Source organism: Anabaena cylindrica UHCC 0172 (genome assembly GCF_034931625.1).
In the GTDB taxonomy this organism is placed as follows: Bacteria; Cyanobacteriota; Cyanobacteriia; order Cyanobacteriales; family Nostocaceae; genus Anabaena; species Anabaena cylindrica_A.
In genome coordinates, this window is sequence record NZ_JAYGGY010000005.1 from 68,171 (window position 1) to 90,750 (window position 22,580).

General features: G+C 36.3%; 18 protein-coding genes. 8 read left to right on the plus strand and 10 right to left on the minus strand.

Annotation, left to right across the window (positions count from 1 at the left end):
• Window positions 1-23: 23 nt before the first annotated feature.
• The 8 genes from VB713_RS02745 to VB713_RS02780 all read right to left on the minus strand — a co-directional run bounded on the left by VB713_RS02745 (window position 24) and on the right by VB713_RS02780 (window position 7,594).
• Window positions 24-257 (minus strand): hypothetical protein, encoded by a 234-nt coding sequence (locus tag VB713_RS02745; protein WP_323310053.1) that lies wholly within the window; start codon window positions 255-257, stop codon window positions 24-26.
• Complete coding sequence (locus tag VB713_RS02750; RefSeq protein WP_323310054.1) at window positions 254-481, minus strand: hypothetical protein; 228 nt, start codon at window positions 479-481, stop codon at window positions 254-256. The genes VB713_RS02745 and VB713_RS02750 overlap by 4 nt, the downstream gene beginning before the upstream one ends.
• 104 nt (window positions 482-585) lie before the next feature.
• Window positions 586-1,209, minus strand: coding sequence for a hypothetical protein (locus VB713_RS02755; protein WP_323310077.1), 624 nt, complete (start codon window positions 1,207-1,209; stop codon window positions 586-588).
• 24 nt (window positions 1,210-1,233) lie between these two features.
• On the minus strand, window positions 1,234-1,743 hold the full coding sequence (locus tag VB713_RS02760) for a DUF2085 domain-containing protein (protein ID WP_323310055.1): 510 nt from the start codon (window positions 1,741-1,743) through the stop codon (window positions 1,234-1,236).
• A gap of 48 nt (window positions 1,744-1,791) precedes the next feature.
• On the minus strand, window positions 1,792-2,589 hold the full coding sequence (locus VB713_RS02765) for a Uma2 family endonuclease (protein WP_323310056.1): 798 nt from the start codon (window positions 2,587-2,589) through the stop codon (window positions 1,792-1,794).
• Window positions 2,590-2,668: 79 nt separating this feature from the next.
• A complete protein-coding gene (locus tag VB713_RS02770; RefSeq protein ID WP_323310057.1) occupies window positions 2,669-3,163 on the minus strand; it encodes an ASCH domain-containing protein in 495 nt (164 codons plus the stop codon).
• Between the two features lie 17 nt (window positions 3,164-3,180).
• Window positions 3,181-5,307, minus strand: coding sequence for a GNAT family N-acetyltransferase (locus VB713_RS02775; protein WP_323310058.1), 2,127 nt, complete (start codon window positions 5,305-5,307; stop codon window positions 3,181-3,183).
• A gap of 175 nt (window positions 5,308-5,482) precedes the next feature.
• The gene (locus tag VB713_RS02780; protein WP_323310059.1) at window positions 5,483-7,594 is read right to left on the minus strand and encodes a TIGR00300 family protein; all 2,112 of its coding nucleotides are present in this window, start codon (window positions 7,592-7,594) and stop codon (window positions 5,483-5,485) included.
• Between the two features lie 241 nt (window positions 7,595-7,835).
• On the opposite strand from VB713_RS02780, the gene VB713_RS02785 reads away from it, so the two are divergent.
• The 4 genes from VB713_RS02785 (at window position 7,836) to VB713_RS02800 (ending at window position 11,212) form a co-directional block, all read left to right on the plus strand.
• Complete coding sequence (locus tag VB713_RS02785) at window positions 7,836-8,624, plus strand: ATP-binding protein (RefSeq protein WP_323310060.1); 789 nt, start codon at window positions 7,836-7,838, stop codon at window positions 8,622-8,624.
• Window positions 8,625-8,714: 90 nt separating this feature from the next.
• The gene (locus VB713_RS02790) at window positions 8,715-10,166 is read left to right on the plus strand and encodes an AAA family ATPase (RefSeq protein WP_323310061.1); all 1,452 of its coding nucleotides are present in this window, start codon (window positions 8,715-8,717) and stop codon (window positions 10,164-10,166) included.
• Window positions 10,150-11,040 (plus strand): hypothetical protein, encoded by an 891-nt coding sequence (locus VB713_RS02795; protein ID WP_323310062.1) that lies wholly within the window; start codon window positions 10,150-10,152, stop codon window positions 11,038-11,040. The genes VB713_RS02790 and VB713_RS02795 overlap by 17 nt, the downstream gene beginning before the upstream one ends.
• Entirely contained in the window at window positions 11,030-11,212 is a 183-nt protein-coding gene (locus tag VB713_RS02800; protein WP_323310063.1) for a hypothetical protein, read from the plus strand. Before VB713_RS02795 ends, VB713_RS02800 begins: the two co-directional genes overlap by 11 nt.
• Window positions 11,213-11,225: 13 nt before the next feature.
• Here the strand turns inward: VB713_RS02800 and VB713_RS02805 are convergent, their stop codons facing one another.
• Together VB713_RS02805 and VB713_RS02810 are read right to left on the minus strand one after the other, a co-directional pair.
• Window positions 11,226-11,987 (minus strand): hypothetical protein, encoded by a 762-nt coding sequence (locus VB713_RS02805; protein ID WP_323310064.1) that lies wholly within the window; start codon window positions 11,985-11,987, stop codon window positions 11,226-11,228.
• 349 nt (window positions 11,988-12,336) lie between these two features.
• Window positions 12,337-13,470 carry an AAA family ATPase gene (locus VB713_RS02810; protein ID WP_323310065.1) on the minus strand — a complete coding sequence of 378 codons (1,134 nt, stop codon included), beginning with the start codon at window positions 13,468-13,470 and terminating at the stop codon, window positions 12,337-12,339.
• Window positions 13,471-13,690: 220 nt separating this feature from the next.
• On the opposite strand from VB713_RS02810, the gene VB713_RS02815 reads away from it, so the two are divergent.
• From VB713_RS02815 to VB713_RS02830, 4 genes are all read left to right on the plus strand, one after another.
• Window positions 13,691-14,020, plus strand: coding sequence for a YlcI/YnfO family protein (locus VB713_RS02815; RefSeq protein WP_323310066.1), 330 nt, complete (start codon window positions 13,691-13,693; stop codon window positions 14,018-14,020).
• 1,190 nt (window positions 14,021-15,210) lie between these two features.
• Complete coding sequence (locus VB713_RS02820; protein WP_323310078.1) at window positions 15,211-16,887, plus strand: ShlB/FhaC/HecB family hemolysin secretion/activation protein; 1,677 nt, start codon at window positions 15,211-15,213, stop codon at window positions 16,885-16,887.
• A 349-nt stretch (window positions 16,888-17,236) separates the two neighbouring features.
• Window positions 17,237-19,753 (plus strand): S-layer family protein, encoded by a 2,517-nt coding sequence (locus tag VB713_RS02825; protein ID WP_323310067.1) that lies wholly within the window; start codon window positions 17,237-17,239, stop codon window positions 19,751-19,753.
• Window positions 19,754-19,819: 66 nt separating this feature from the next.
• The gene (locus tag VB713_RS02830; protein ID WP_323310068.1) at window positions 19,820-22,567 is read left to right on the plus strand and encodes an S-layer family protein; all 2,748 of its coding nucleotides are present in this window, start codon (window positions 19,820-19,822) and stop codon (window positions 22,565-22,567) included.
• Window positions 22,568-22,580: the final 13 nt, after the last annotated feature.

Consider the following 22,580-nt stretch of genomic DNA (forward strand, 5'->3'; position numbering starts at 1 on the left):
TTTCAGCCATTATTGTCCCCCCGTCAGATTTTAATCACATCAGATTTTTGTAAAGTTTCCAGATAAGTTGTGACAGAAACTCCTAAATCTAATTTTTGATTTTTAATTTTAATGGCGATTTCCCAAAGTGAAATAGAAGCAACCAAACCACTTTTATCAACTTCCATTTCCTGACAAGCTGATTTCGCGGTAAGAGAAAGTTTATCTGGATCGAGACTCCACCAAATTAAGGCACAAGTATCTAAAATAACAGTCATATTTCTCCCCATTCTTCAGTTGTGGAAGTAGTCATATCTTCAAAATACTGGACTTTACCACGTAGGGAACTAAATAGTTCTGCTGTTGAACTTTGTACACCAATATTTTCTGGTGTTGTAGTTTCTATAAAAGTGATTAAAACTTGGCTTTCTAAGATATTTTTAGGAATTTCAGCTAACTCAATTTTTCCATTTTTGTAGATTCCTTTAACAGTTTGTAGCATAGTTAATTATTTCCTTAGCTGGTGATGCTTATAATTATAACTCTCTGCGACTCTGCGTGAAAAAAACTTCCAAACTAAAGACACAAAAACTCAACCTACTTTAATTAGAATTCCGAATTTTTCATTAAACCTACTAAAACTTTCATTAAAATTTCTAAATCAGTTGGTACACGATAAAGATTTAAATCTTGAATTATTTGTTTTGATTCACGATGTAAAATCACAAACTGCCAAATATTACCAATAGAAACTGCTCCATAAAGGATAGGATTATCAATAGGAGACCAATTATCAAAAGCGATTAACTCGACAGCTAATTGCACAACTCCTCGTTCTAAATCTGCATTTTTAGCTGCAATTACTAATAATTGATTTTCAGATTTGAGATAATAATCAACAACTTCTTTCAATTGGTTATTGATATTTAAAGCATACTCTACTCTCACCTTAGCATGAGTATAGTGAATTAGTTCCATAATGACAGGAGCAATCAAAAACTCCCTTCTGGCTGTTTCACTGGTTAAACTAATGTAAGGTAAACTTTCTTCAATTCTAGATTTCAAATCTGCTAATCTTTCTAGATTTTCTTGAGTTACTGGTAAAGTCACAGATTCGGATCGAAACTTGTAACCAAAATATTCTAGAATCTCTTCTGGTTCAGAATTTAATTTAAAGTAATCTGCAAATGTATAGGATTGATTCGGCTCAATTATTTGTAGTTTCCCCATCATCCCCACCTCAATAAAAAATTATCATATCTTACGAAAATGTAAAATTGGCATAGCAAATAAACCCCAAGCTAAACCAGTAATCAAACCAAAAGGCGTAACTATATAATTATTAAAATCCCACAATCCAAAAATCTGCGCTGCTAATTCCAACGGATAAGCCATCATCAACACACTAGCAAAAGCCGCACCATTCCAAGCATATTGACTTAACCAAAAAACACCTTTGCCATTAGTTAAACCATACAAAATTCGAGTAATTAATAAACCTGATACCGTCCCATAACAGCGCATACATACTGCCATAATAAATGGTGGTGATAACTCCAAACCCATAGTAGGCTGCGGACATACATGATTACCCATAAAGTAAATAATGTCTGCAATACCCGGAAGCAAAAACACGCCAGATGTGGCTAAAAAAGGAGCAATAAGGGGACCAACCACCATTCCAGCTAACAAGAAATCAGCAAAAAAACTCACCCAATTAATTTGTTTAAACTGTAAGTCCTTTGATAAAATTGCCCTTTGCATCTTTTCTCTGTGTCCTCTGTGTTTCGTTTTCTTTAATACCCAAATAGATTATAAATCATCATCTGGATCAATACCCATTTCTCGCATATGTGCTGCTAATTTTGCAGCTTTAAGTTCTGCTTGTTCAGCCCTTAATCTTTGTAATTGGGCTTCTTCTTTACCTACCAATAATAAATTGCCATCTAAATCCCACCAGCGCAGCCAAAGTTGTTCAGGATTATTTAAATAACTTCCTTGCCATAGTCCTAATTCTACACCTAAAGGGGGAATTGGGTAATGTCCACGTTCGTTAGGCTGCATTTTTTGGTAAGAGAAATCAACCAAATGATAAACTTCTAATTTATCATTATTCACTTCATAAATAGCATAATAAGGAATGCGGATAATGCGTTCATATACCCAGAATTTACCTGGTTTTTCACCTTCTTTTAAACCCGATAGAGGAGTTGTATCTCGTTCTTCGTCACCATTACCACTAGCTAATTCTATGGCAATTAATGGGGGTATATATTCCCGCCATAATACATAAGAACGGCGAATTTTACCTGATAATTGTGGTGCGATATCAGGGATATAAAACCAATCTGGTGCTACTGTGCCTTTTTCTGGTGGTTCTGTTTCTCGCCAATAAATACCACAATCTTGACCTATACAAAATAGTCCATCTGGATGTAACTTTTGTAAAGTTTGAATAATTGAATCTGTGATAATTATGCTTTGGGGATGTTCTTGAAAATTATTGCCTTCGGCACGCTCCGCGAACACGAATTCACCATCAGACTCTGGTAGTTGAGTATGATCAGGAAACTGCGGTGGTATAGCAATATCAGCCAGGGTTTCACTCATACTATTTAAGAAAATGTAGTTGTTAATTTAGTATAATAGATTTAAATTCAAATAATAAGTAATATATAAATATTGTTTTTTAAACTTGAAGTAATAGTTCAGTTTGATAAACTTTGAACTTATGAGATAACGCTAAAATATCGTATTTTGTAATAGATTTGATAAGATTTATTTCTCTATCTTTTAAATAGTGATAACACTGTGGCGGTCGAAAATCTTTCCACTCTTCTCTTAGTTTCTCAATTGTAATTGGTGAATCGAAACTGAACGGATTTTTAAAGAAAATAGCAAAAGCAATTTGTGAGTTTTTGTAGTATTTATGAAATGTTTCTTGATTAATGCCACCTTTGTCTTTAACAATATTCCAAAGCTTATTAGGAGGCATTTCAACAACTTTCTCTACTTCAAGAATTCCCAACAATGCTTTTTCAGGAGATGTTGCATAAACAAGAATTAGATCACCTTCACCTAGATGTCGAGGTCTAACACGCCTAAACTCAACTTGTTTATTACCATCAAATATCATATTGGCGTATTCATAGTGAATAGATATTAGAAGTACATTTGGAGACATCAGACTCATTTTTAACGTTATATAAAAATTGAAGTTCCTCTATTATATAACATTTTAAATTCTTCTGGGTAAATTTCTATAGAACTTTGAAGTTGAATAGATCGATTTAGCATTGTTTTTATTTCTGCAAATTTTATAGGATTTACAAATAATTCTGTGTCACTAAATTTAACAGCTTTGATTTCCTTATCTAAATCGTTCTTAGCCGTTTTTAAAACATCTTGAAAACTGTAAATTCCTAATCTTCTAAATTTTTTATATAAATCTTTAGGTTTACCAATTGTTACTTCATCTAGTCTAGAGCAAGCTCTAATAGCTCCTAGAATAGCAGAACTATTTTGATCATCAGGAGATGAAGTAACATACCATAAAATTCTTCCTGGATATTTCATTTTTCGCTTGGAAGAGTAGTAAACCACCTCACGTTTTAGGGCTAATTCTTCTTTAGCTCTCCATATTCCTTCTTCTGCTAATTCTTTATCAAATAATTCTTTAGCCCAGCGTGATTTAATAGGAATGATATAAGTAGGAATTTCAGCGTCAGTAATTTTGGCAGGATAAAGCATTCTCTCAATATCTGCCATAATTTCTGGTCTTTGAAGTAAATCTTGATTTAATAAAATATCTGCAAATGGAAGATATTTGTCATAATCTTGATGTGATGATGTACACAAATTAGTAATATGCGAAGAAATATCTACTGCATTTCCTGTAATAGCTAAGTTAGCTCTTAACCATCCAGATGCAGTCTTTAAAAAACCATCTTCAAAAAGTGCTGTAATGCTTGTATCATCCAAGTATGTTTCAGTAATTCTAGTGAATTGCCTGTTTTCATTAGCAGCCGTTGTAAAACATTGAAAAATACAACGCCGTAAAAGAGTAGGAGTAATTTTCGCATTCCTGAATCGAAAAATAGGAATCTTTAACTCGTCATTATCTGATCTATCATAGACTATTAAACCTATTAATTCTTCATTTTGACTAACTGTAAAACATTTGATTTGTTCAGTATTTGAAACTACATTGCGAATATTTTTTCTAAAATCTGGTTTTCTTTCACCTTGTGAATAAGCTAAAAATAGGTCAATTATTGAATCGATCTCTTTACTCTGAATGCGCTTTTCTTTAATATTAGTTCCACCTAATAGCTCTGGTTGATATTCATTTTCTCTGCGTAATTCATCTAATTTAAGAATCAGATCAATAGGATGAATAATGGTCAGATTGAATTCTTGATAAATCTCTTCTTCAATACTTAGTAAACGTTTATCTCTAGTGGTAAAGTAAGGGGTGTTAATTTGAGAGCTAATAACTCTAGCAATTTGCCGTAAATCTGATGCATCACTAGCAGTCATATTTTTAGGAAAAAATTTACGTATATTTTGACATACTTTATCAAATTCTTCTTGAGAAGAAGGAAGTAATGTAAAATGACTGGTTGCTGTACGTAATTTTCCTCTTTTTGTACTGTCTGGATTTCTGTTAATTTCATTTAGAATTTCATCAGTTAAGCATAATTTTATTTCTGAATCTAGCCAGTCAGAAATTAAAACCTTAGATTCTTTTCCTTCATCATCAAACTTTTCATCATCTACTAAATCAAAGAAAATATTAGCATCTATAGCAACACATAATCTAGATGCAGTTTGTTGATAGGCAAGATTAGTGAGTAAACTATGATGACCATAATCTAACCACCATTCATTTAGAATACTACCTTCTTTGCTTTTTCCAGGTCTTTCATGAGGAGTAACAAAGCCAAGTGCAGCCCACATTCCATCCAAGTTATAATCTCGACGGCATGATAAAAGAATTCCATATAAATGCTGGGTTTTATTTCTTAAATACTGGAGTAATCTTTTTGCTATTCCTCTTTTTTGCCAATTTTTATCTACACAAAGATGGGTAAGCTTTACTCTATAGTCACGATGACTAATACCGTAAAGCAGATATCCAACACAACCTACTTCTGGAATAATAAAACCAATAATACGACCTTCGTCTGCTAGTCTTTCAAAAGCTCCATAGGGTAAAAAACCAAGCGTTTCTGAATTAGTATTACCTAAGTTAATTACAGTTTTTAAATGCTGAGAAGTTGCACTAATTTCTTCAATACTAAACCTTAAGGAATCTTCTTGTACCATAATTTAGATTTACTCATTTCAGGAACTAAATCAGATAAGCTTATTGTGGTTTCGTCTGGTCATAAAACAGAGGGACGGTTTGGATCTAAAGTTAAAACTCATTATAGTTTGCGGACATACATAATTACCCATAAAGTAAATGATGTCCGCAATATTGATAAGGAAAATCTATTTCCTAACCTACATTAGCAACATAAGGACTTGTCAACTTATCCAACTGCTGCACCAGCAGACTGAGGAACAAACCGACATCTGTCACCACACCTACAGATTCTATTGAACCGCGATCGCTCAATTTAGTCACTACCGCTGGGTTAATGTCCACACAGACCATCTTCACACCCGCTGGAGTCATATTTCCCACCCCAATAGAATGAAGCATAGAAGATAGCATCAAAATCATATCTGCACCTTGGATGATTTGCGAATATTCCTGTTGTGCTAATATCAGGTTCATTTGGGTATCGGGTAAAGGTCCATCATCCCGAATCGAACCAGCTAGGGAGAAGGGAATGTTATTTTTCACACATTCATACATCACCCCACTTTTCACCACTCCCGCATCTACAGCTTTAGCGATGCTACCAAAACGGCGAATAATGTTAATTACCTTCAAGTGATGTCGATGTCCACCTCTGACAGCCACACCCCGCTTCATATCCACACCGAGAGATGTTCCCATCATATTTTGTTCCATGTCATGGACTGCGATCGCATTTCCGCCTAAAAGTCCTTGAACATATCCTTCCCGAACCAACCGACAGAGATGTTCACCACCACCAGTGTGAATCACCACTGGACCCGCTGTGACAACTACTTTACCACCGCTATCTTTAATTTTGCGTAATTCCCAAGCCACTTGTTCAACGACTATTTCCACCCGTCTTTCACTGGAAACACCGGAAGACATAAAGCTGAATTCTTGGGAGTTGCGTTGTTCGCGTGATTCGGCTTTGCGAACGGTGCGGATACCTAATACATCGACAACTACTTTGTCACCAATTTCTAAATCACGCAGCAGTTTACACTTAGCAACTATACCATTAGGAGTTTGAGAAATTGCGATCGCACCATCCATGCGTTGATTCTGCACTTTCAGCCATTCCCCATTTACCCGGATTTCAGTCGGATAAATCGTGCTGACATAGAAATCATCAGGAGCAACACCCGCTTGGATCACAGGTTCTAATTTAGCATCCCGTTCATCTTGGGGTAAATCAACCGCACCCAAATCAATCAACTGAGATATAATTTCTTCCATCACTTCGTGCGATGGTGCAGATACCCTCACCTCAGCCGCAGATGTACTTTGACGTTGTTCTCCCAAGTTGAATTTGAGAACTTGGAAACTTCCCCCCATTTCCACAATTAAATCTAAAGCGCGGTTAATTAAACCTGCATCTAGTAAGTGTCCTTCCATGCGGATAACACGACTTTCTACAGATGCGTTAGCGTGAATTTCCTCACCAATAGGTTCTGTCACCCGCAAAGTCAAGCATTTAGCCGCACCACCAGCTTTGAGAAATTCCGTTAAAGGGGTTTCAATAACTTGGAAACCAACTTCAGCCAAACGTGATTTTAAATTATCACTGGCTTTGTTCATAATCACGATGCTTTCCACATTCACCGCATTACAAGCGAAGTTGACAGCATCAGCTTCTTCAATAGCAATCCGCTTTTCCGGTGCAACGCGCATTTCAATGACGCGGTTAGAATAGGAATCAAAAGCACCGGGATAATACAGCAAATAACCATTTGCTAAGGGACAGAAGCAGGTATCAAGATGATAAAAACGCTCATCCATCAACCGCAGAGAAATCACCTCAATGTCCAGCCATTTCGCCAGGTAGGGGTGAGAATCTAATTCTGACCGAAAACCGTATCCAGCCCATAACCAACGCCCTTCCCGGTCTAATAATGCGTCACCAGCACCTTCAAAGGGCAGGTCTTTAGGAAGTGTGTAAACATTAAAACCATTGTTTTCAAACCACTGTTGAAAATACGGTTCTTCACCTTGACGTTCTTTATGTAAAAAGCGGCTGAGAACGACGTTTTCACCGAGGACTAAACCTGCATTGGCACTGAATACCATATCAGGCCAACCTTTTTCTGGGGCAACTAAATCAACAATGGCGTGATTTTTGATAACACTGTATAATTTATTCCATTGCTCCACCGCGCGATCGCGTGAGGACTTGTGAATATTCCCTTCCATCCAAGGATTAATCACATAATCCACATCATAATGGTCAGGAGCGCACATTAAAAACCGAATTTGGGAAACCATAAAAATTTTTACTTCGCTTTTCAGTAATCTCTTCTGGATACAGAGTTTTGGTGTTCTACTTCTGTCAAATCTGCTACTTAATTACTACCTTCTGTTTTTGGTAGGCTTTATAAGGATATCTTCATTATTCTATTACTGCTAGGGACAATGTGAGTGATAGGAGGGAAAAATGTGTTATGGGGGGTGTTATAGTGTGGCTAATAACCGTTTAGAGAAAAGCATAGATATTGAATAACTATTTATGAATACTGAAAATAGAAAAGGACTTAAAGAAGCTTTTGCAGTTTTTTTTGAAAATCCCAGTCGTGAATCATTACGTAAATTATTAATTGATCATACTGGCGAACATGATGATTTAGATTTTAAAAGTGCATTAATTACTCCGCCAATTTTAGCCAAGCATATTATCGCAATGGCAAATAAAGCTGGTGGTGTGATTGTATTTGGAGTTAAGGAAACAGAGAATGGGAAATTTGAGTCTGTAGGAATTGGATTAAATGATAAAACTCATTTTTTAAGAGATATTAATGCTTATGTACCTGATAAATTAAGTTATGAGGTAATTGATTTTAATTTTAATGAAATTGAGTATACAGAAATAAAAGGTAAATCATTTCGAGTAGTTATTATTGAATATTCACCAGAATATATTCCTTTTCTGTCTAAAAAAGATGGGGAAGGTATCAAGAAAAATTTGATCTATATTCGGAAAAATGCCAGTTCAGATATGGCTGAATATAATGATTTGCAAGATATTTTTAATCGTAGGTTAGAAACAAGTTTTTCATCTGCCAGAGAAATATCACTAACAGAGCATTTTAAAGAGCTAAAAGAGATTTATTCATTGATAAACAGAGGCTGGTGGTATGAGGATTTTAATTTTCCTGATCCTCCTCCACCAGATGATTTGGAATATGTAGCTAATCCTAAATATCCAAAAGAAGATTATGCTGATTTTGTAGTGAGAATGTTGAATTTGAAAAAATCAGTAATCGAATCAATAATAAAATCTGATAAATTTTTTAAATAACACGCATAGCACCTCATGTTATACGGGAGATACTGTATTAACAGACTTGATGCTAAAATAATATTTTCTATTGGAATATATAGGCGAAAAATGAAAATCAAATTCTCGAACTTAGGCAGTATTCAAGAAACAGAGTTAGATTTGCGTCCTCTGACAGTAATTATTGGACCTAATAACTCAGGTAAAACTTATATTGCTTATTCTATTTATGGTTTATGGCAGCGTTTTAGACAAATTTTAAACCACGGTAAATTAAAATTCAAACAGGACAATGAAGGTATTTGGTCACTACCAATAGATAATAACCTACTTGATTTTTTTATCCAAGATGCTGAAGAAATAGCAAAAAGGTTTCAAGGAAGTGATTTAGAAATATTTTTTCAGGATTCAAGTCATAAGCTTTTCTCTGAAACATCATTTTTAACGATAATTTCTCGCCAAGAAGTTGAGGATGCAATAAATAAATTAACTATAAAAAAACCTTTTGATATATTTTCTTTGATAGACAAAAATTACATACAAATAAAAGTTAGTCGTAAAAATAATACTTTATTTTTCAAATCTCAATATAAAAATGGGGGAAAAAATATAGCTTTAGCAGCGAAAACACTTTCAAAAGAATATTTTAGTAAATTTCATAAAACGGATACACCAGAAATATATTTTATTGAAGCTATAAAAAAGATACTTTTTTCTTCTGATACCATACCATTCCCGGCTGAACGAAATGCTTTTATAAATACCTATAAAATACTGGAGAATAAGCGATATCAAATCCTGAAAAAACAACAAAGAGAGTTAATTAGTAATACTAGCTTTGAGGAAGTTAACTTAAATAAAGCTCCAATTATCCGTTATCCGCAACCAGTAGAAGATTTTTTAGAGTTTTTATCTGACATAGAATTTACAAAAGAAATATCTTCAAATGAGAATAACGAATTTTATAAATTAGCAGATGATATTGAGAATCAACTACAAAACAAAAATCAAACATATTTTAAATCTACTCAACTTGGAGGAGAAGAAATTAAAGTTTTAGTCAAAAAAGGTTTAGAGATTGACCTATATAATGCTTCCTCTTCTATCAAGCAACTTGCGCCATTATTGTTATATTTAAGATTTCGCGCAAGTAAAGGTGATTTTCTGGTAATAGATGAACCAGAGATGAACTTACACCCAGAATCACAAGCAAAGCTATTGGAAGCATTATCTATTCTTGTTAATCTTGGTGTAAGAGTTTTACTCACAACCCATAGTCCATATATTATGGCACATCTGAATAATTTAGTTAATGGTAATCATGAAAATCCTGAAATATTAAAACGTCAATCTTCATCTTTATATCTTCAAGATGAAAGAGCATTTTTACATATTGATAAAGTTAGTGCTTATGAAATGAAAGATAATAAATTAGTTTCATTAAATGATCCAGATTATGGCATTAGATGGGATACTTTAAGTGATGTTTCTGTAGATATTCAACAAAAGTTTTTTCAAATTTATGAAGCAGGACAAGAAAAAGCAGATGAAACAGAAGAATAGTCCTGCTCAAATTCTCAAGGATAAAAAAGATAAACTTGACTGGCAAAATTTTAACTTTCTAGAAAATCTGCTAGTGTTCTGTTCAGTACCAGGAAGAAGTGTTCCTAAAGAAAGTGGAGTACATTTTCGGATAACGTTAGATTCTCAAAATCAAGCTATATGTATTTTATTTGAAATAGATAGAAGAAATGATCCTCTTATAAGAGATCAAAACTTAAAGCGTCCAGATTATATGTCTCTTTATATTGATTCTAATTCTTGCATTTGCACAATTATTGAAATGAAAGGTAAGAATCACAACTCTTTAGAAAATGGAATTGAACAAATTTTAAAATTGAAAGAAATTTTACAAACTGAGATATCTAATCATTTACCATCTAAACTAAAATTTCAATTTCAAGGAATTTTATTAACTCCATATAATTCACAAACTCCATTAAAAAAAATAGTAGCGGTAGCTTCAAAGGGTTTTATTATTCTACCAATTCAATATGATAATAAAGCAGAATTATTTCCTTATGTTTCAAAGAAAAATCAGATAACAGATAAATATAATCATCAAGAAATTACTGAATCAACAGCTTTATTTATTGAACAAATTTTAACAACAAGATCATTACCAAAACGTATACAGGATGACTATTATTCTAGCAATTTTCTAGTTGGAAATGATAGAGAAGGGATTTATATCAACTATTTATTGCCAAATGACACTGATTATATAACTTTGTTATCGAATACCAAATATACTGAAATTAATATAAAGGACAATGAAAATAAGGAGAAAATAAAAAATGAATTAGAGGTACTCAATTTAATAAATAGATTAGCAATCAAGTTTTCAAATAACCAAATCTCGAATTATGACAACTAACACAGCTAATAATCAAAGCTTTGAAACACTGTTGCAAGGTTTAGGAAAAGCTTCCGAAAGTCAAATTAAATCAGTTTTAGCTGAACGTGAAGTAGTACAACCAGAAGCAGAATTAACTCCTGAAATTATTACTTCTCTTCAACAAAAAATAGGTAATATCGTTTCTTTGTGAAACCGTGTATATCTTACTTAATATTTATTCTCTTTTTAACTAATTCACAAAGTTGTTGAAAATCATCAGGTTGTTCACTAAGAGGCTGTCTTAATAAATCCTTGACGACAGCATTTATTGCATCTTTACCAGTTATTCTATTCCCGCTTGTATTTTCTACCTTAAAACATTCATTAACAACGGTAGAAAATAGTTTTTTACCTCCCATTAAATCTATCCAATTACCATACCCAATTTCTAAATTTTCGCTACCTCCATAAAATTCAGCAAGAATTGTATTTAGTTTTTCCTCAATACTTTGTATATCAGTATATTGACATAAATCTTGTTTACGTTGCAAAAACTCTGGTATTTTTGTTGTTAATTTTGAAATTGCATCTTCTTTGGTTTTAAAATCACCAACTTTCTCAAAATTCTTAATCCACTTCTTTTTAAATTCTTCTCTACAGCCAATTATGACACTGTTAGCAGCTTCAAAAAAAACTCGTTCACGCGCAATACGTAAAATACACTGTTCTATTTTTTGACGATCACAATTAATATAAGAACTTTTAATTAAATAATCTATGGAAAGAAAATAATTTTCAATTTCTCGTTTTTTCCATATTAATAAATTATTCTTGGTTTCATCTGGAAAATTAGACCATGTACTTTCAACTTCTTCATTAGAACAATGGTCTCTGTCAATAATAAAATAGTATTCAGGGTGATGTGGATGCAAAGCTTCTGCTGCACTTCTGATATGAAAAGATGCACCAAGAGGTTTAACATCCACAAAAATATCATTATTAGTGAAAAGTGTATTTATGATAAAAGGATCTATTGAATTATCATCCTTACCTTCTACAAAAATAACGTGACTTGCGCCTTGTTTTACCTTTTCAGAAGGAATATTAGTCGTTACTTTAACAGGGGAAACGCATCTAAATTATCTTGACAAAATACAATTTTGATGTATCAACGAAGAAATCTTAATTTATCGTTTGATTGATTTTTTTGGAGTCATGGTGATTGATTAAAGTATTGTCAATAAGGAGGCATTAATGCGAATTTATAGGTCGTTATTGAGATTCAATTGTCCTTATTGATAAGATGCGTTTCCCCTGGTTACTTTAATCGTCATTTCATCCATCTCCACTAGACGATAATAGAATACGTCTATCAGATTCTACTGATGCAAAAATATCCTCAGAATGAGTTGCAACGATATACTGATTGTGCGGTGCAAGTTTATATAAATTATGAATAAATCGGCGATGCCATTCTGCATTAAGATGTAATTCTGGTTCATCAATCAGAACTATTCCTGGATAACGAGCAGTATATTTCCAAATCAAAAAAAGAGTTGATATTATTTCTTTTTGTCCAGAACTTAATCCGTCAAAAGTAAAAGATTCTCCACCATTTGTTGGCGTTACTCTAAACTCAATAGTATTATCAGGTGATGGACGCAATTTTTCAATAGTACCGGATGCGTATTTTCTCATTAGTCCATTTAATGTGTCCAAATCTTTTTCTGCTGCGGTATTATCTAAATTTTCAAACAGTCCACCTCTACTCATTAAGGAACGTAAAATTTCTAGTTTAAAGGTGCTAATGGTTAATTCTGGTCTAATTCTAAATCGGTTTCTTTTGTATGATTTATCTTCTTCAAGAATCATACCAAGTTCTGGGCTACCTTCTTGAATTTTTCTATAGCTATGAAAATAAATAAAATGGGGTAATATAGTTGGGTCTGTACTCAATCCTACTAAAGAATAGAAGAAATTCTCGATATTATCACGAGTAGAAAATGAATAAAAATTTTCCTGATTTATTAATTCCTGTAAAGCTTTTTTATTACTGTTACTGTGAAATTTAAATTTACCACTGCGAGTAATTTGCAGATTCACATCAAAACTATCATTACCAATATAAAAATCTCCACTAATGTTTGCTTCTTCTTTACCTGCTTGGATTAACAGGTCAGGAATATTAGTTAATATACTTGTAGAAAGAATTTTATGCAATGAAGAACTATCTTGAGATGCTGCTAAAAATAGCAATGCACAAGACTCTAATACTGATGTCTTACCTAGTCCATTACGACTACCCATAACGATGATATCTGGATCATCTTTTAGTTGTGGAACTGGAAAATTAAGTTCAATATCATCTAATCCCTTAAAATTTCTGATTTTTAAGTTTCTAATCTTAATAGATTTAGGTAGCTTATTAGATTGAGTGTGACCTTTATTAATTTCTACTTGATCAGTCATACATCAGTTCCTCTTTTCTTTCTATTCTTAGATTAACTAAGATATCCTTGATTATTCAACCTCATAATAGAAGATTACTCCAAAACAAAAATAAAAATCATTTGACAAACCACCCATTGTATCTTAGTCAGAATACTCACCTGTCGAAGAGTATGTTAACAACTTGTAACAAACCACCTATATTTAAAGTGATAAAATTCTTATCTGGAGAAATTTAGCTATGAGTAGATTAACACTGAGATTACCAGAAACACTACACCAACAATTAATCCAGTTAGCTGAAACTGAAGGTGTTTCTTTGAACCAATATATAGTTTATGCTTTAACTCGCCAAGCTGTATCCACAGAGTTTATTCAAGCAACACCAAAAAAAGAAATAATTGAGCAAGAACAGAGTTTTCAAACACTATTACAAGACTTAGGAAAAGCTTCCGAAAGTCAAATTAAATCAGTTTTAGCTGAACGTGAGGTAGTACAACCAGAAGCAGAACTAACTCCTGAAATTATTACTTCTCTTCAACAAAAAATAGGTAATTCTGTTTCTTTGTGAAACCGTGTATATCTTATTTAATATCTATTCTCTTTTTACAGCACTTTTCTTTTTAAATTAACACACCTATTAAAAAAAAAGACAAAAACAATATTTTATATTGCAAATGCCATTTTAACAATGCAAAAATTATTTTCAGAAAAAGAATCGAGTGAAATAGAAAAATTTGGGATTTATCATAGATTAAGACTAATATGTATATGTTTATATAGAAAAAATAAAGCTAGAAAGGTTTTGAGCTAATTACTTACGTGTGGAAGCTCGTTGTTCTGTGAAAATACTTACTATGCTTTCGACTTTTCCTTGATCAGATTTCCCCGTAGTAGAAAAAAATTATATTTTCATGAAACTACTAATTGACCACTTTGATATAAAGTCTGTTATCATTGTGGTCATGTTTTATAAGCTCTAAAATGCCTTCTATATATACAATCTCGCAGCTTTTGACTTTTTGTTTTTATCTCTTTATGAGAAATCACGGTTTGAACATAGTGGGAAAGAGCAGTATAGTAGAAAATTATTATTCTTTGATGTGCTAGTCAAAAAGGCTACTCTTTCATCCGAAAGTATCAGAGTATAACTTAGTAAGCGAATAATAGTTTTTTTTGATTACGTCAAAGCGTTAGGAGTATACTTTTGGATTAAAAAATTATGTGAAGTGTAGATGATGGACATCTATTAAAAATATGCTGAGTCAAGGTAAGCTTGGAGCAACCTAATCGTGATAATTGCTCAACCACAAAGAACTTACCTCAAGAACAAATCTCATACCTCTACTGCTAAAATTCTAGCCCAAAGAATACAGAAGATTAATGCACCTTGAAAGGGTTAGTTCTGGTGTTTACCACTACCGATTTACCAATATGTTTAGTATTTCCGGATATCAGATAACTAAAAAACTCTATAATGGTTCGAGAACACAGGTTGGTCGCAAGCATCGACAAACTGATCGAAACCCTGTAGTTAGCGAACCTTTTGTGTTAGAGGAGCGAGATATTAGACATCGCTTGACTATTCCCGAAAAATTATATGGTCGAGAAAAGGAAGTCAAAGAACGACTAGAAGCATTTGAGAGAGTATTCGTTTTTTTTACAAAAATATTTAATAATAATTTAAGTATTATTCCTGAAAGAAAACTTTTTGCTTGCAGCTTTGTTGTCGCAACTTTGCTATGTAACTATCAACAAGCAATGTCTAGGACGGGCTACGTCTACGCTCAAACTCCCAATCCTAGTTCACTACCATCAGATAGATTAGAAGATATTCCTGTCAATCCCTTACCGTCGGATGTGCTACCACAGCCGTCAATGCAAGAAGAACAACTACTTCCTCCCGTGGAACTACCGGATCAATCAATACCGGGGCAGGATGATGCTAATGCTAAATTTCAAGTCGATCGCATTGAAGTTGTTGGGAGTACAGTTTTCACACCAGAGGAGTTTGCCGCAATTACAAAGCCTTTTTTGGGCAAGGAATTAACATTTGTCGAGTTATTACAAATCAAAGATGTCATCACCAAGCTCTACACTGACAAAGGTTATGTCACCACAGGGGCTTTGATTACACCGCAGACACTAGAAGCTGGGACAGTCAAAATTCAGGTAATCGAAGGTAGTCTGCAAGAAATCAAAATCACTGGTAATCGGCGATTACAGAGTGGATACATCCGCGATCGCATTCAACTAGGCGCTAAAAAACCCCTGAATGTGCCGCGTTTAATAGAAAAATTACAACTACTCCGCCTCGATCCGCGCATTCAAAACCTCTCAGCAGAGTTACAAATGGGTGTAGTTCCAGGAACCAATATATTGCAAGTAGAGGTGCAAGAAGCCGACACATTCTCCCTCACCACAACCATAGATAATGGGCGATCGCCTAGTGTGGGCAGTTTTCGTCGCGGAGTAGATCTTCAAGAAGCCAATTTACTCGGTTTAGGTGATACCCTCAGCGTGGGATACGCCAATACCGATGGTAGTAATGCCATCAACGTGAATTACAAACTACCGATTAATGCCCACAATGGCACCATATCTTTAGGTTTTAATCAGGGTTGGAACCGCGTGATTGAAGAACCATTCACCGTCTTGGATATTCAATCAAATACCACATCTTACGAATTGAGTTATCGCCAACCACTGATACAAAAGCCCACTCAGGAATTAGCAATGGGGCTATCCTTCTCACGCCAAGAAAGCCAAACTGAATTAGGTCTGGATAATATTGGTGGATTTCCTTTATCACCCGGTGCAGATGCCGACGGCAAAACTAACATATCTGCCCTACGCTTCTTTCAGGATTATACCCAGCGCAGCACCAGCCAAGTCTTTGCCATGCGATCGCAATTTAGCTTTGGTGTAGATTGGTTCGGGGCTAACGTCAGTGACAATGCTCCAGATAGTCGCTTTTTCGCTTGGCGAGGACAGGCACAGTGGGTGCGAAAATTGGCATCTGACACCTTATTTTTAGTGAAAGGCGATTTGCAATTAGCCGCAGATTCCCTAGTACCATTAGAGCAATTTGGTCTTGGTGGACAGGTTAGTGTGCGGGGCTATCGCCAAGACACATTACTTACAGATAACGGGTTGTTGTTTTCAGCAGAATTGCGGTTGCCGATTGTGCGTGCCGCTAAAATTGATGGAGTACTGCAACTAACGCCTTTTATTGATGTGGGTCAAGGTTGGAATACCAAGGGCGATAATCCATCAACAAGTACATTAGTGGGTACCGGCTTAGGACTGCTGTGGAAACAGGGTAATAACTTCTCAGCCCGCCTAGATTGGGGTATTCCACTAGTTTCTGTAGAAGGTGACAAGAGCAGTCTCCAGGAAAATGGTTTGTACTTTTCAGTGAGCTATTCACCATTTTAAAAGAGGCGATCCTGTAGAGACATTGCATACAAAGTCTCTACATCCTTTTCACTCCTATGTCTATTAACCTTGCAGTTTCTCTTAATAATGGTAAGGATTCAGGATACAGAATATTTGATATAGCAGGGAACAGAAGAGAAAAATATTATTCCTTCTTCCTTCTTCCTTCTTCCTTATTCTTTCTTCTTCCTCCTGACTCCTGACTCCTAACTCCTTCTTCCTAACTCCTAACTCCTAACTCCTGACTCCTAACTCCTTCTTCCTGACTCCTGAATTCTTACTAATAATGTTATTTAAAATACTATTTAGGGAACAATAAACTTATATCAAGTTAAGGAAATTATTAGCCATGAGAGTTACACCCTTTCTATTTATGTTAACAACTGGGTTATTAACTCCAGGGCTAATGGCAGTGACACTCCCGTGGGGTAGCTGTGCATATGCTCAAGTCACATCTGATGGGACAACTAACACCATTGTGAACCCAAATGGCAATAATTTTACTATTCTTAATGGTATTGAAAAAGGTAATAATTTATTTCATAGTTTTAGTAATTTTTCTGTACCGACAGGTGGTTCAGCAACCTTTGATTTAATCAATACGCCTAACATTACAACTATATTTAATCGGGTAACAGGTAGAAATGTTTCCAATATTGATGGATTAATTCAAACTCTCAACAGCAATAATCCAGTTAGTTTGTTTTTAATGAATCCCAACGGAATTGTGTTTGGTCAAAATGCCTCCTTGAATATTGGCGGGTCATTTGTGGGGACAACAGCAAATAGTATTAAGTTTAGCGATGGTGTAGATTTTAGTGCAGAGAATGCTTCAGGTATCCCCTTACTGACTATGAGTATACCTGTAGGTTTGCAGATGGGAAGTAATCCCGGTGCAATTACCGTCCAGAACACCGGACATCTTTTGACATTCCTGATTCACCCTTTGGTATCTTCTCCAGATCGCAGCAACAATCCTCTAGGGTTAAGCGTTAACTCTGGCAATACCCTGGCATTAGTAGGAGGAGAAATCGCTTTAGATGGTGGCGTGTTAAACGCACCTTCTGGACATATTGAACTTGGTAGCGCCAGTAATGGCACAGTTAATCTCAACACCTCCGTTCCTATTTGGAGTTTTGATTATGGCAATCTCCAACAATTTGGTAATATTCAGCTTTCTCATCAATCCCTTACTGATGCCAGTGGTACTCCTGCGGGTTCTATTCACTTTCAAGGTCGAAATATTGGCTTAAATGATGCCTCTGCGGCCTTATTAGTTAATCAAGGCAGTGGCAATTCCGGCGATATCAGCATGAATGCGAGTGAGTCGTTAACACTGTGGGGATTTGGGACCAATGGATTTCCGCAAAGTCTGTTACGTGCTGATAACTTCGGCGATGGTGGAGGGGGTAATATCCTAGTTTCTGCCTCACAAGTATTCCTCAAAGATGGAGGCGCACTTCATGGAATCAATTTTGGTCAAGGTGCAGGAAGTAATATCTCTGTCGAAACTGGGGATTTGCTTCAGATTACAGGACTATCACCGATTAGCGGATTTGCCAGTTCACTGAACACAATTACCAGAGGTTCTGGGAAAAGTGGTGATATTCGAGTAGTTACCAACAAATTACAGGTTTTAGATGGTGCTGTAATTGGCAATTCTCCTTGGGGAAATGGAGCAGGAGGCAATACCACTATTAATGCTTCTGACTTCATCGAAGTAATCGGAGAAAACCCACAAAACCTGGCCGCAAGCGTAATAGTAGCAGGCACCTTTAGCCAAGCAAATGCGGGTCAATTAACTATTAACACCCCTAAACTAAGGTTGCGAGATGGAGGAGGTATAGTTGCCTCTACCGTAAATAGTGGCAATGGTGGAGATTTGTTCATCAATGTTTCCGACAGTGTTGAAGTCAGTGGAGTCGGGAGTTTTTCTGGTCTTCCTAGTCGAATTGGTGCTAGAGGAGAATTGCTTGCACCACCCATTCGACAACTATTTGGATTACCAGATGTGATCACAGGTAATACTGGCAAACTCATCCTCAATACCTCGCACTTGCAGATTACAGATGGGGCGATTGTCGGGGTTGATCATCAAAGTGTTGGCGATGCCGGAAAACTTGAAATTAATGCGGGTTCAATCCGACTCGACAATGGTGGTAGTCTTACCGCCGCTACTGCTGAGGGTGAAGGCGGTAACATTTTTGTAACCGCAAACGACTTGATCATGCGTCGTGGTAGTTCACTGATTACTAATGCAGGTGGTATTGGTAATGGAGGCAACATCACCATCAATTCCCCCATCATTCTGGGATTAGAAAATAGTGATATTGTCGCTAATGCAGTCCAAGGTAATGGCGGTAATATTCAAATCATGACCCAAGGCATATTCGGGTTAAAATACCGCAACGAACTTACTTCGGAAAACGATATTACAGCGAGTTCTCAATTTGGTGTTAATGGCACAGTCCAAATTAATAATTTTGGAGTTGATCCCAGTTCTGGTTTAGTGGAATTGCCAGAGAATGTCACCGACCAATCGCAACAAATAGCTACAGGTTGTTCTGATGATACTAGTAGTAGTTTTGTGGCAACGGGACGGGGTGGTATACCGCAAAATCCCAATCAACAAGTGAGCAGCGATGTCTACAACTGGCTACGCCAAGGCACTTGGACTGATATCCGCAATATCTCTGCATATCGTGGAAATAACGTAACTACGGCAAAAATACCCCAATCTCAACAAAAACTTGTCCCAGCTACATCTTGGCATCGTAATGCTGAAGGCAAAATTGAGTTAATTGCAGATAAATCTCCTGCTCAAGTGCAGCAATCATTAACCTGTGCTGCCGTTCCTCAAAGTTAATGATGTTAATAAAAATACTTTTTAGGGAACAATAAGTTGAAATCAAATCAAGGAAATTATTTAGTCATGAGAGTTGTACCCTTTTTATTAATCTTCACAACTGGGTTATTAACTCCAGGGATGATACGAACAGCGATACTCCCTTGGAGTAGCTGCGCTTACGCACAAGTCACATCTGATGGGACAACTAACACCATTGTCAACCCAAATGGCAATAATTTTAATATCCTTAATGGTATTGAAAAAGGTAATAATTTATTTCACAGTTTTAGTAACTTTTCTGTGCCTACAGGTGGTTCAGCAACCTTTGATTTAACCAATACGCCCAATATTAAAACTATATTTAGTCGGGTTACAGGTGGAAATATTTCCAATATTGATGGCTTGATTCAGACTCTTAACGGTAATCATCCTGCCAGTTTATTTTTGATGAATCCCAACGGGATTATATTTGGACAAAATGCCAGCTTAAATATTGGTGGGTCGTTTGTGGGAACAACTGCCGATAGCATCAAATTTGCCGATGGGACGGAATTTAGTGCAAATTATACGACAACACCTGCCTTATTGACCATGAGCGTACCTGTTGGTTTGCAGATGGGAAGCAATGCTGGAGCGATCGCAGTCGAAGGTACACCTGCCAACAATTTCTTCTTTCGGATGCCAACATTATCAACAGCACCAAATCAAACCCTGGCATTAATTGGGGGACAAGTGGATATCAATAGTGCCAACATTTCTGCGCCGGATAGCCGTGTGGAACTGTGGGCAATACAAAATGGTACTGTGGATATACTCACCTCTGGCAACTGGCAACTGGCGAGTTTATCTTCATCGCCAACATGGGGAAATATTACCCTGCAACAATCTTCCTATATCAACACCAGTGGGGCGATTGGGGGTGCGATCAACATCCGGGGGCGGGGGTTAACCCTTCAAGATGGCTCAAATATAGAATCCTCTACTGGTGCGAATGGTCAAGGACAGGGTATCAATGTCCAAACTACAGAATTTGTAGATTTATTAGGTATCTCTCATCCAGATAATTATATCCCTCCTGGGTTGTCCACTAGTGTGACTGGCAGTGGCGCAACTGCTGGGAATATCACGGTTGAGACTCCACGATTGCGCTTTGCTAATAGCGCATGGATCAACTCCCTTAACTTTGGTGTTAACTTTTTTACCTTTGCACCGATCAATAATGCCAGAACAGGCGATATTAAGGTTCGGGCTACAGATATAGAAATCAATGGTTTCACACCGTTTCCGAATCCGCTTACAGGGGTTTATGTCTCAGGGTTAATTACAACGTTAGTTGCGGGAGGGCAACAGAATGATAGTGGTGCAATTACGGTGGAGGCTGAACGGATACGATTACTGGATGGGGGACGCATTAGCACTGATTTATTTGGTGCTTTCTCGCCTGTGACTGGGAAAGCTGGAGATATTTCTGTGAAGGCAACTCAAAGCCTGGAGATTCGTGGGACAACAAGCAACAATTTTAACAGCGGGATCGTTAGTTCAATTCTCAACTCGGCTGATGGTCAAGGGGGCAATATTACAATTCAGGCAGGGCAACTTCACCTTACTGGGGGTGGAACCATATCCAGTCAGATCGCAGGTAGTCTGAATGCGGCGATCGCAGGTAGAGGTACAGCTGGGAATATCACGATTCAAGCTACTAATGTGCAGGTTAGCGATCCCGTGGTTGATGTTTACAGCCAAGCTCCCAGTGGTATCACTGTAGCGATAGGGCAGAATTCTACAGGCAAGGGAGGTAATATTAGCTTGACAGCCGATAACTTGCGCGTTTTCAATGGTGGACAAATTACCTCATCCACGGATGGCAATGGTGCGGCAGGTAATATCAACTTGCAAGTCAACAATATAACTGTAGAAGGTAATTCCCAACTCTTAACTAATGGTCGCATTCTCCCCAGCATCATTACAGCAGCTTCTACTACCACCTCTGATGCTGGTTCAGTTAATTTAGTGGCTAATCAACTCAATGTTCTTGATAATGGGCAAATTTCTGTTAGTAATACAGGTGGCGGTGACTCAGGGAACTTGCTGATTAATGCCAACCGAATCAAGCTCGAACAAGGTGGTAGTCTCGTTTCGGAAGTCTCCGCAGGCGATCGCGGTAATATTAGTCTCAACACTGATCTTCTGCTAATGCGTTATGGCAGTAAAATTAGTACCAATGCCACAGGTACAGCGACGGGCGGCAATATCAGCATTAATGCACCCATTATTGCAGGTTTTGAAAATAGCGATATTACCGCTAATGCCATTACAGGGACTGGTGGGAATATCCAAATTACAACACAAGGCATCTTTGGTTTAGAGTTTCGTGATCAACTCACAGACGAAAATGACATAACTGCCAGTTCTCAATTTGGAGTTAGCGGTACTGTAGACATTAATAATATTGGCATTGACCCCAATTCTGGCTTAATTGAATTACCTGCAAACTTAGTAGATTCATCTCAACAAGTTGCCGCAGGTTGTGCAGATACAAGTGGTAGTAGTTTTATCGCTACGGGAAGAGGTGGAATACCCCAAAATCCCAATCAACAAGTAGGCAGTGATGTTTACGACGGGCTACGCCAAGGCACTTGGTCGGATATTCGTGATATCTCTGCATATCGTGGTAATAGCGCAGTCAAGGCACAAATTCCTAAATCGACCCCATCTTTAATCTCAGCTACATCTTGGTATCGTAATGCTGAAGGCAAAATTGAGTTAATTGCAGATAAATCTCCTGCTCAAGTGCAACAAGCATTAACCTGTGCTGCCGTTCCTAAAAGTTAATGATGTGATTAAA

Bases quoted from the DNA above. Each gene is read 5' to 3' on its own strand.
- VB713_RS02745 (WP_323310053.1), bottom strand. From the start codon at position 257: ATGACTGTTATTTTAGATACTTGTGCCTTAATTTGGTGGAGTCTCGAT.
- VB713_RS02750 (WP_323310054.1), bottom strand. From the start codon at position 481: ATGCTACAAACTGTTAAAGGAATCTACAAAAATGGAAAAATTGAGTTA.
- VB713_RS02755 (WP_323310077.1), bottom strand. From the start codon at position 1,209: ATGGGGAAACTACAAATAATTGAGCCGAATCAATCCTATACATTTGCA.
- VB713_RS02760 (WP_323310055.1), bottom strand. From the start codon at position 1,743: ATGCAAAGGGCAATTTTATCAAAGGACTTACAGTTTAAACAAATTAAT.
- VB713_RS02765 (WP_323310056.1), bottom strand. From the start codon at position 2,589: ATGAGTGAAACCCTGGCTGATATTGCTATACCACCGCAGTTTCCTGAT.
- VB713_RS02770 (WP_323310057.1), bottom strand. From the start codon at position 3,163: ATGTCTCCAAATGTACTTCTAATATCTATTCACTATGAATACGCCAAT.
- VB713_RS02775 (WP_323310058.1), bottom strand. From the start codon at position 5,307: ATGGTACAAGAAGATTCCTTAAGGTTTAGTATTGAAGAAATTAGTGCA.
- VB713_RS02780 (WP_323310059.1), bottom strand. From the start codon at position 7,594: ATGGTTTCCCAAATTCGGTTTTTAATGTGCGCTCCTGACCATTATGAT.
- VB713_RS02785 (WP_323310060.1), top strand. From the start codon at position 7,836: ATGAATACTGAAAATAGAAAAGGACTTAAAGAAGCTTTTGCAGTTTTT.
- VB713_RS02790 (WP_323310061.1), top strand. From the start codon at position 8,715: ATGAAAATCAAATTCTCGAACTTAGGCAGTATTCAAGAAACAGAGTTA.
- VB713_RS02795 (WP_323310062.1), top strand. From the start codon at position 10,150: ATGAAACAGAAGAATAGTCCTGCTCAAATTCTCAAGGATAAAAAAGAT.
- VB713_RS02800 (WP_323310063.1), top strand. From the start codon at position 11,030: ATGACAACTAACACAGCTAATAATCAAAGCTTTGAAACACTGTTGCAA.
- VB713_RS02810 (WP_323310065.1), bottom strand. From the start codon at position 13,470: ATGACTGATCAAGTAGAAATTAATAAAGGTCACACTCAATCTAATAAG.
- VB713_RS02815 (WP_323310066.1), top strand. From the start codon at position 13,691: ATGAGTAGATTAACACTGAGATTACCAGAAACACTACACCAACAATTA.
- VB713_RS02820 (WP_323310078.1), top strand. From the start codon at position 15,211: ATGTCTAGGACGGGCTACGTCTACGCTCAAACTCCCAATCCTAGTTCA.
- VB713_RS02825 (WP_323310067.1), top strand. From the start codon at position 17,237: ATGAGAGTTACACCCTTTCTATTTATGTTAACAACTGGGTTATTAACT.
- VB713_RS02830 (WP_323310068.1), top strand. From the start codon at position 19,820: ATGAGAGTTGTACCCTTTTTATTAATCTTCACAACTGGGTTATTAACT.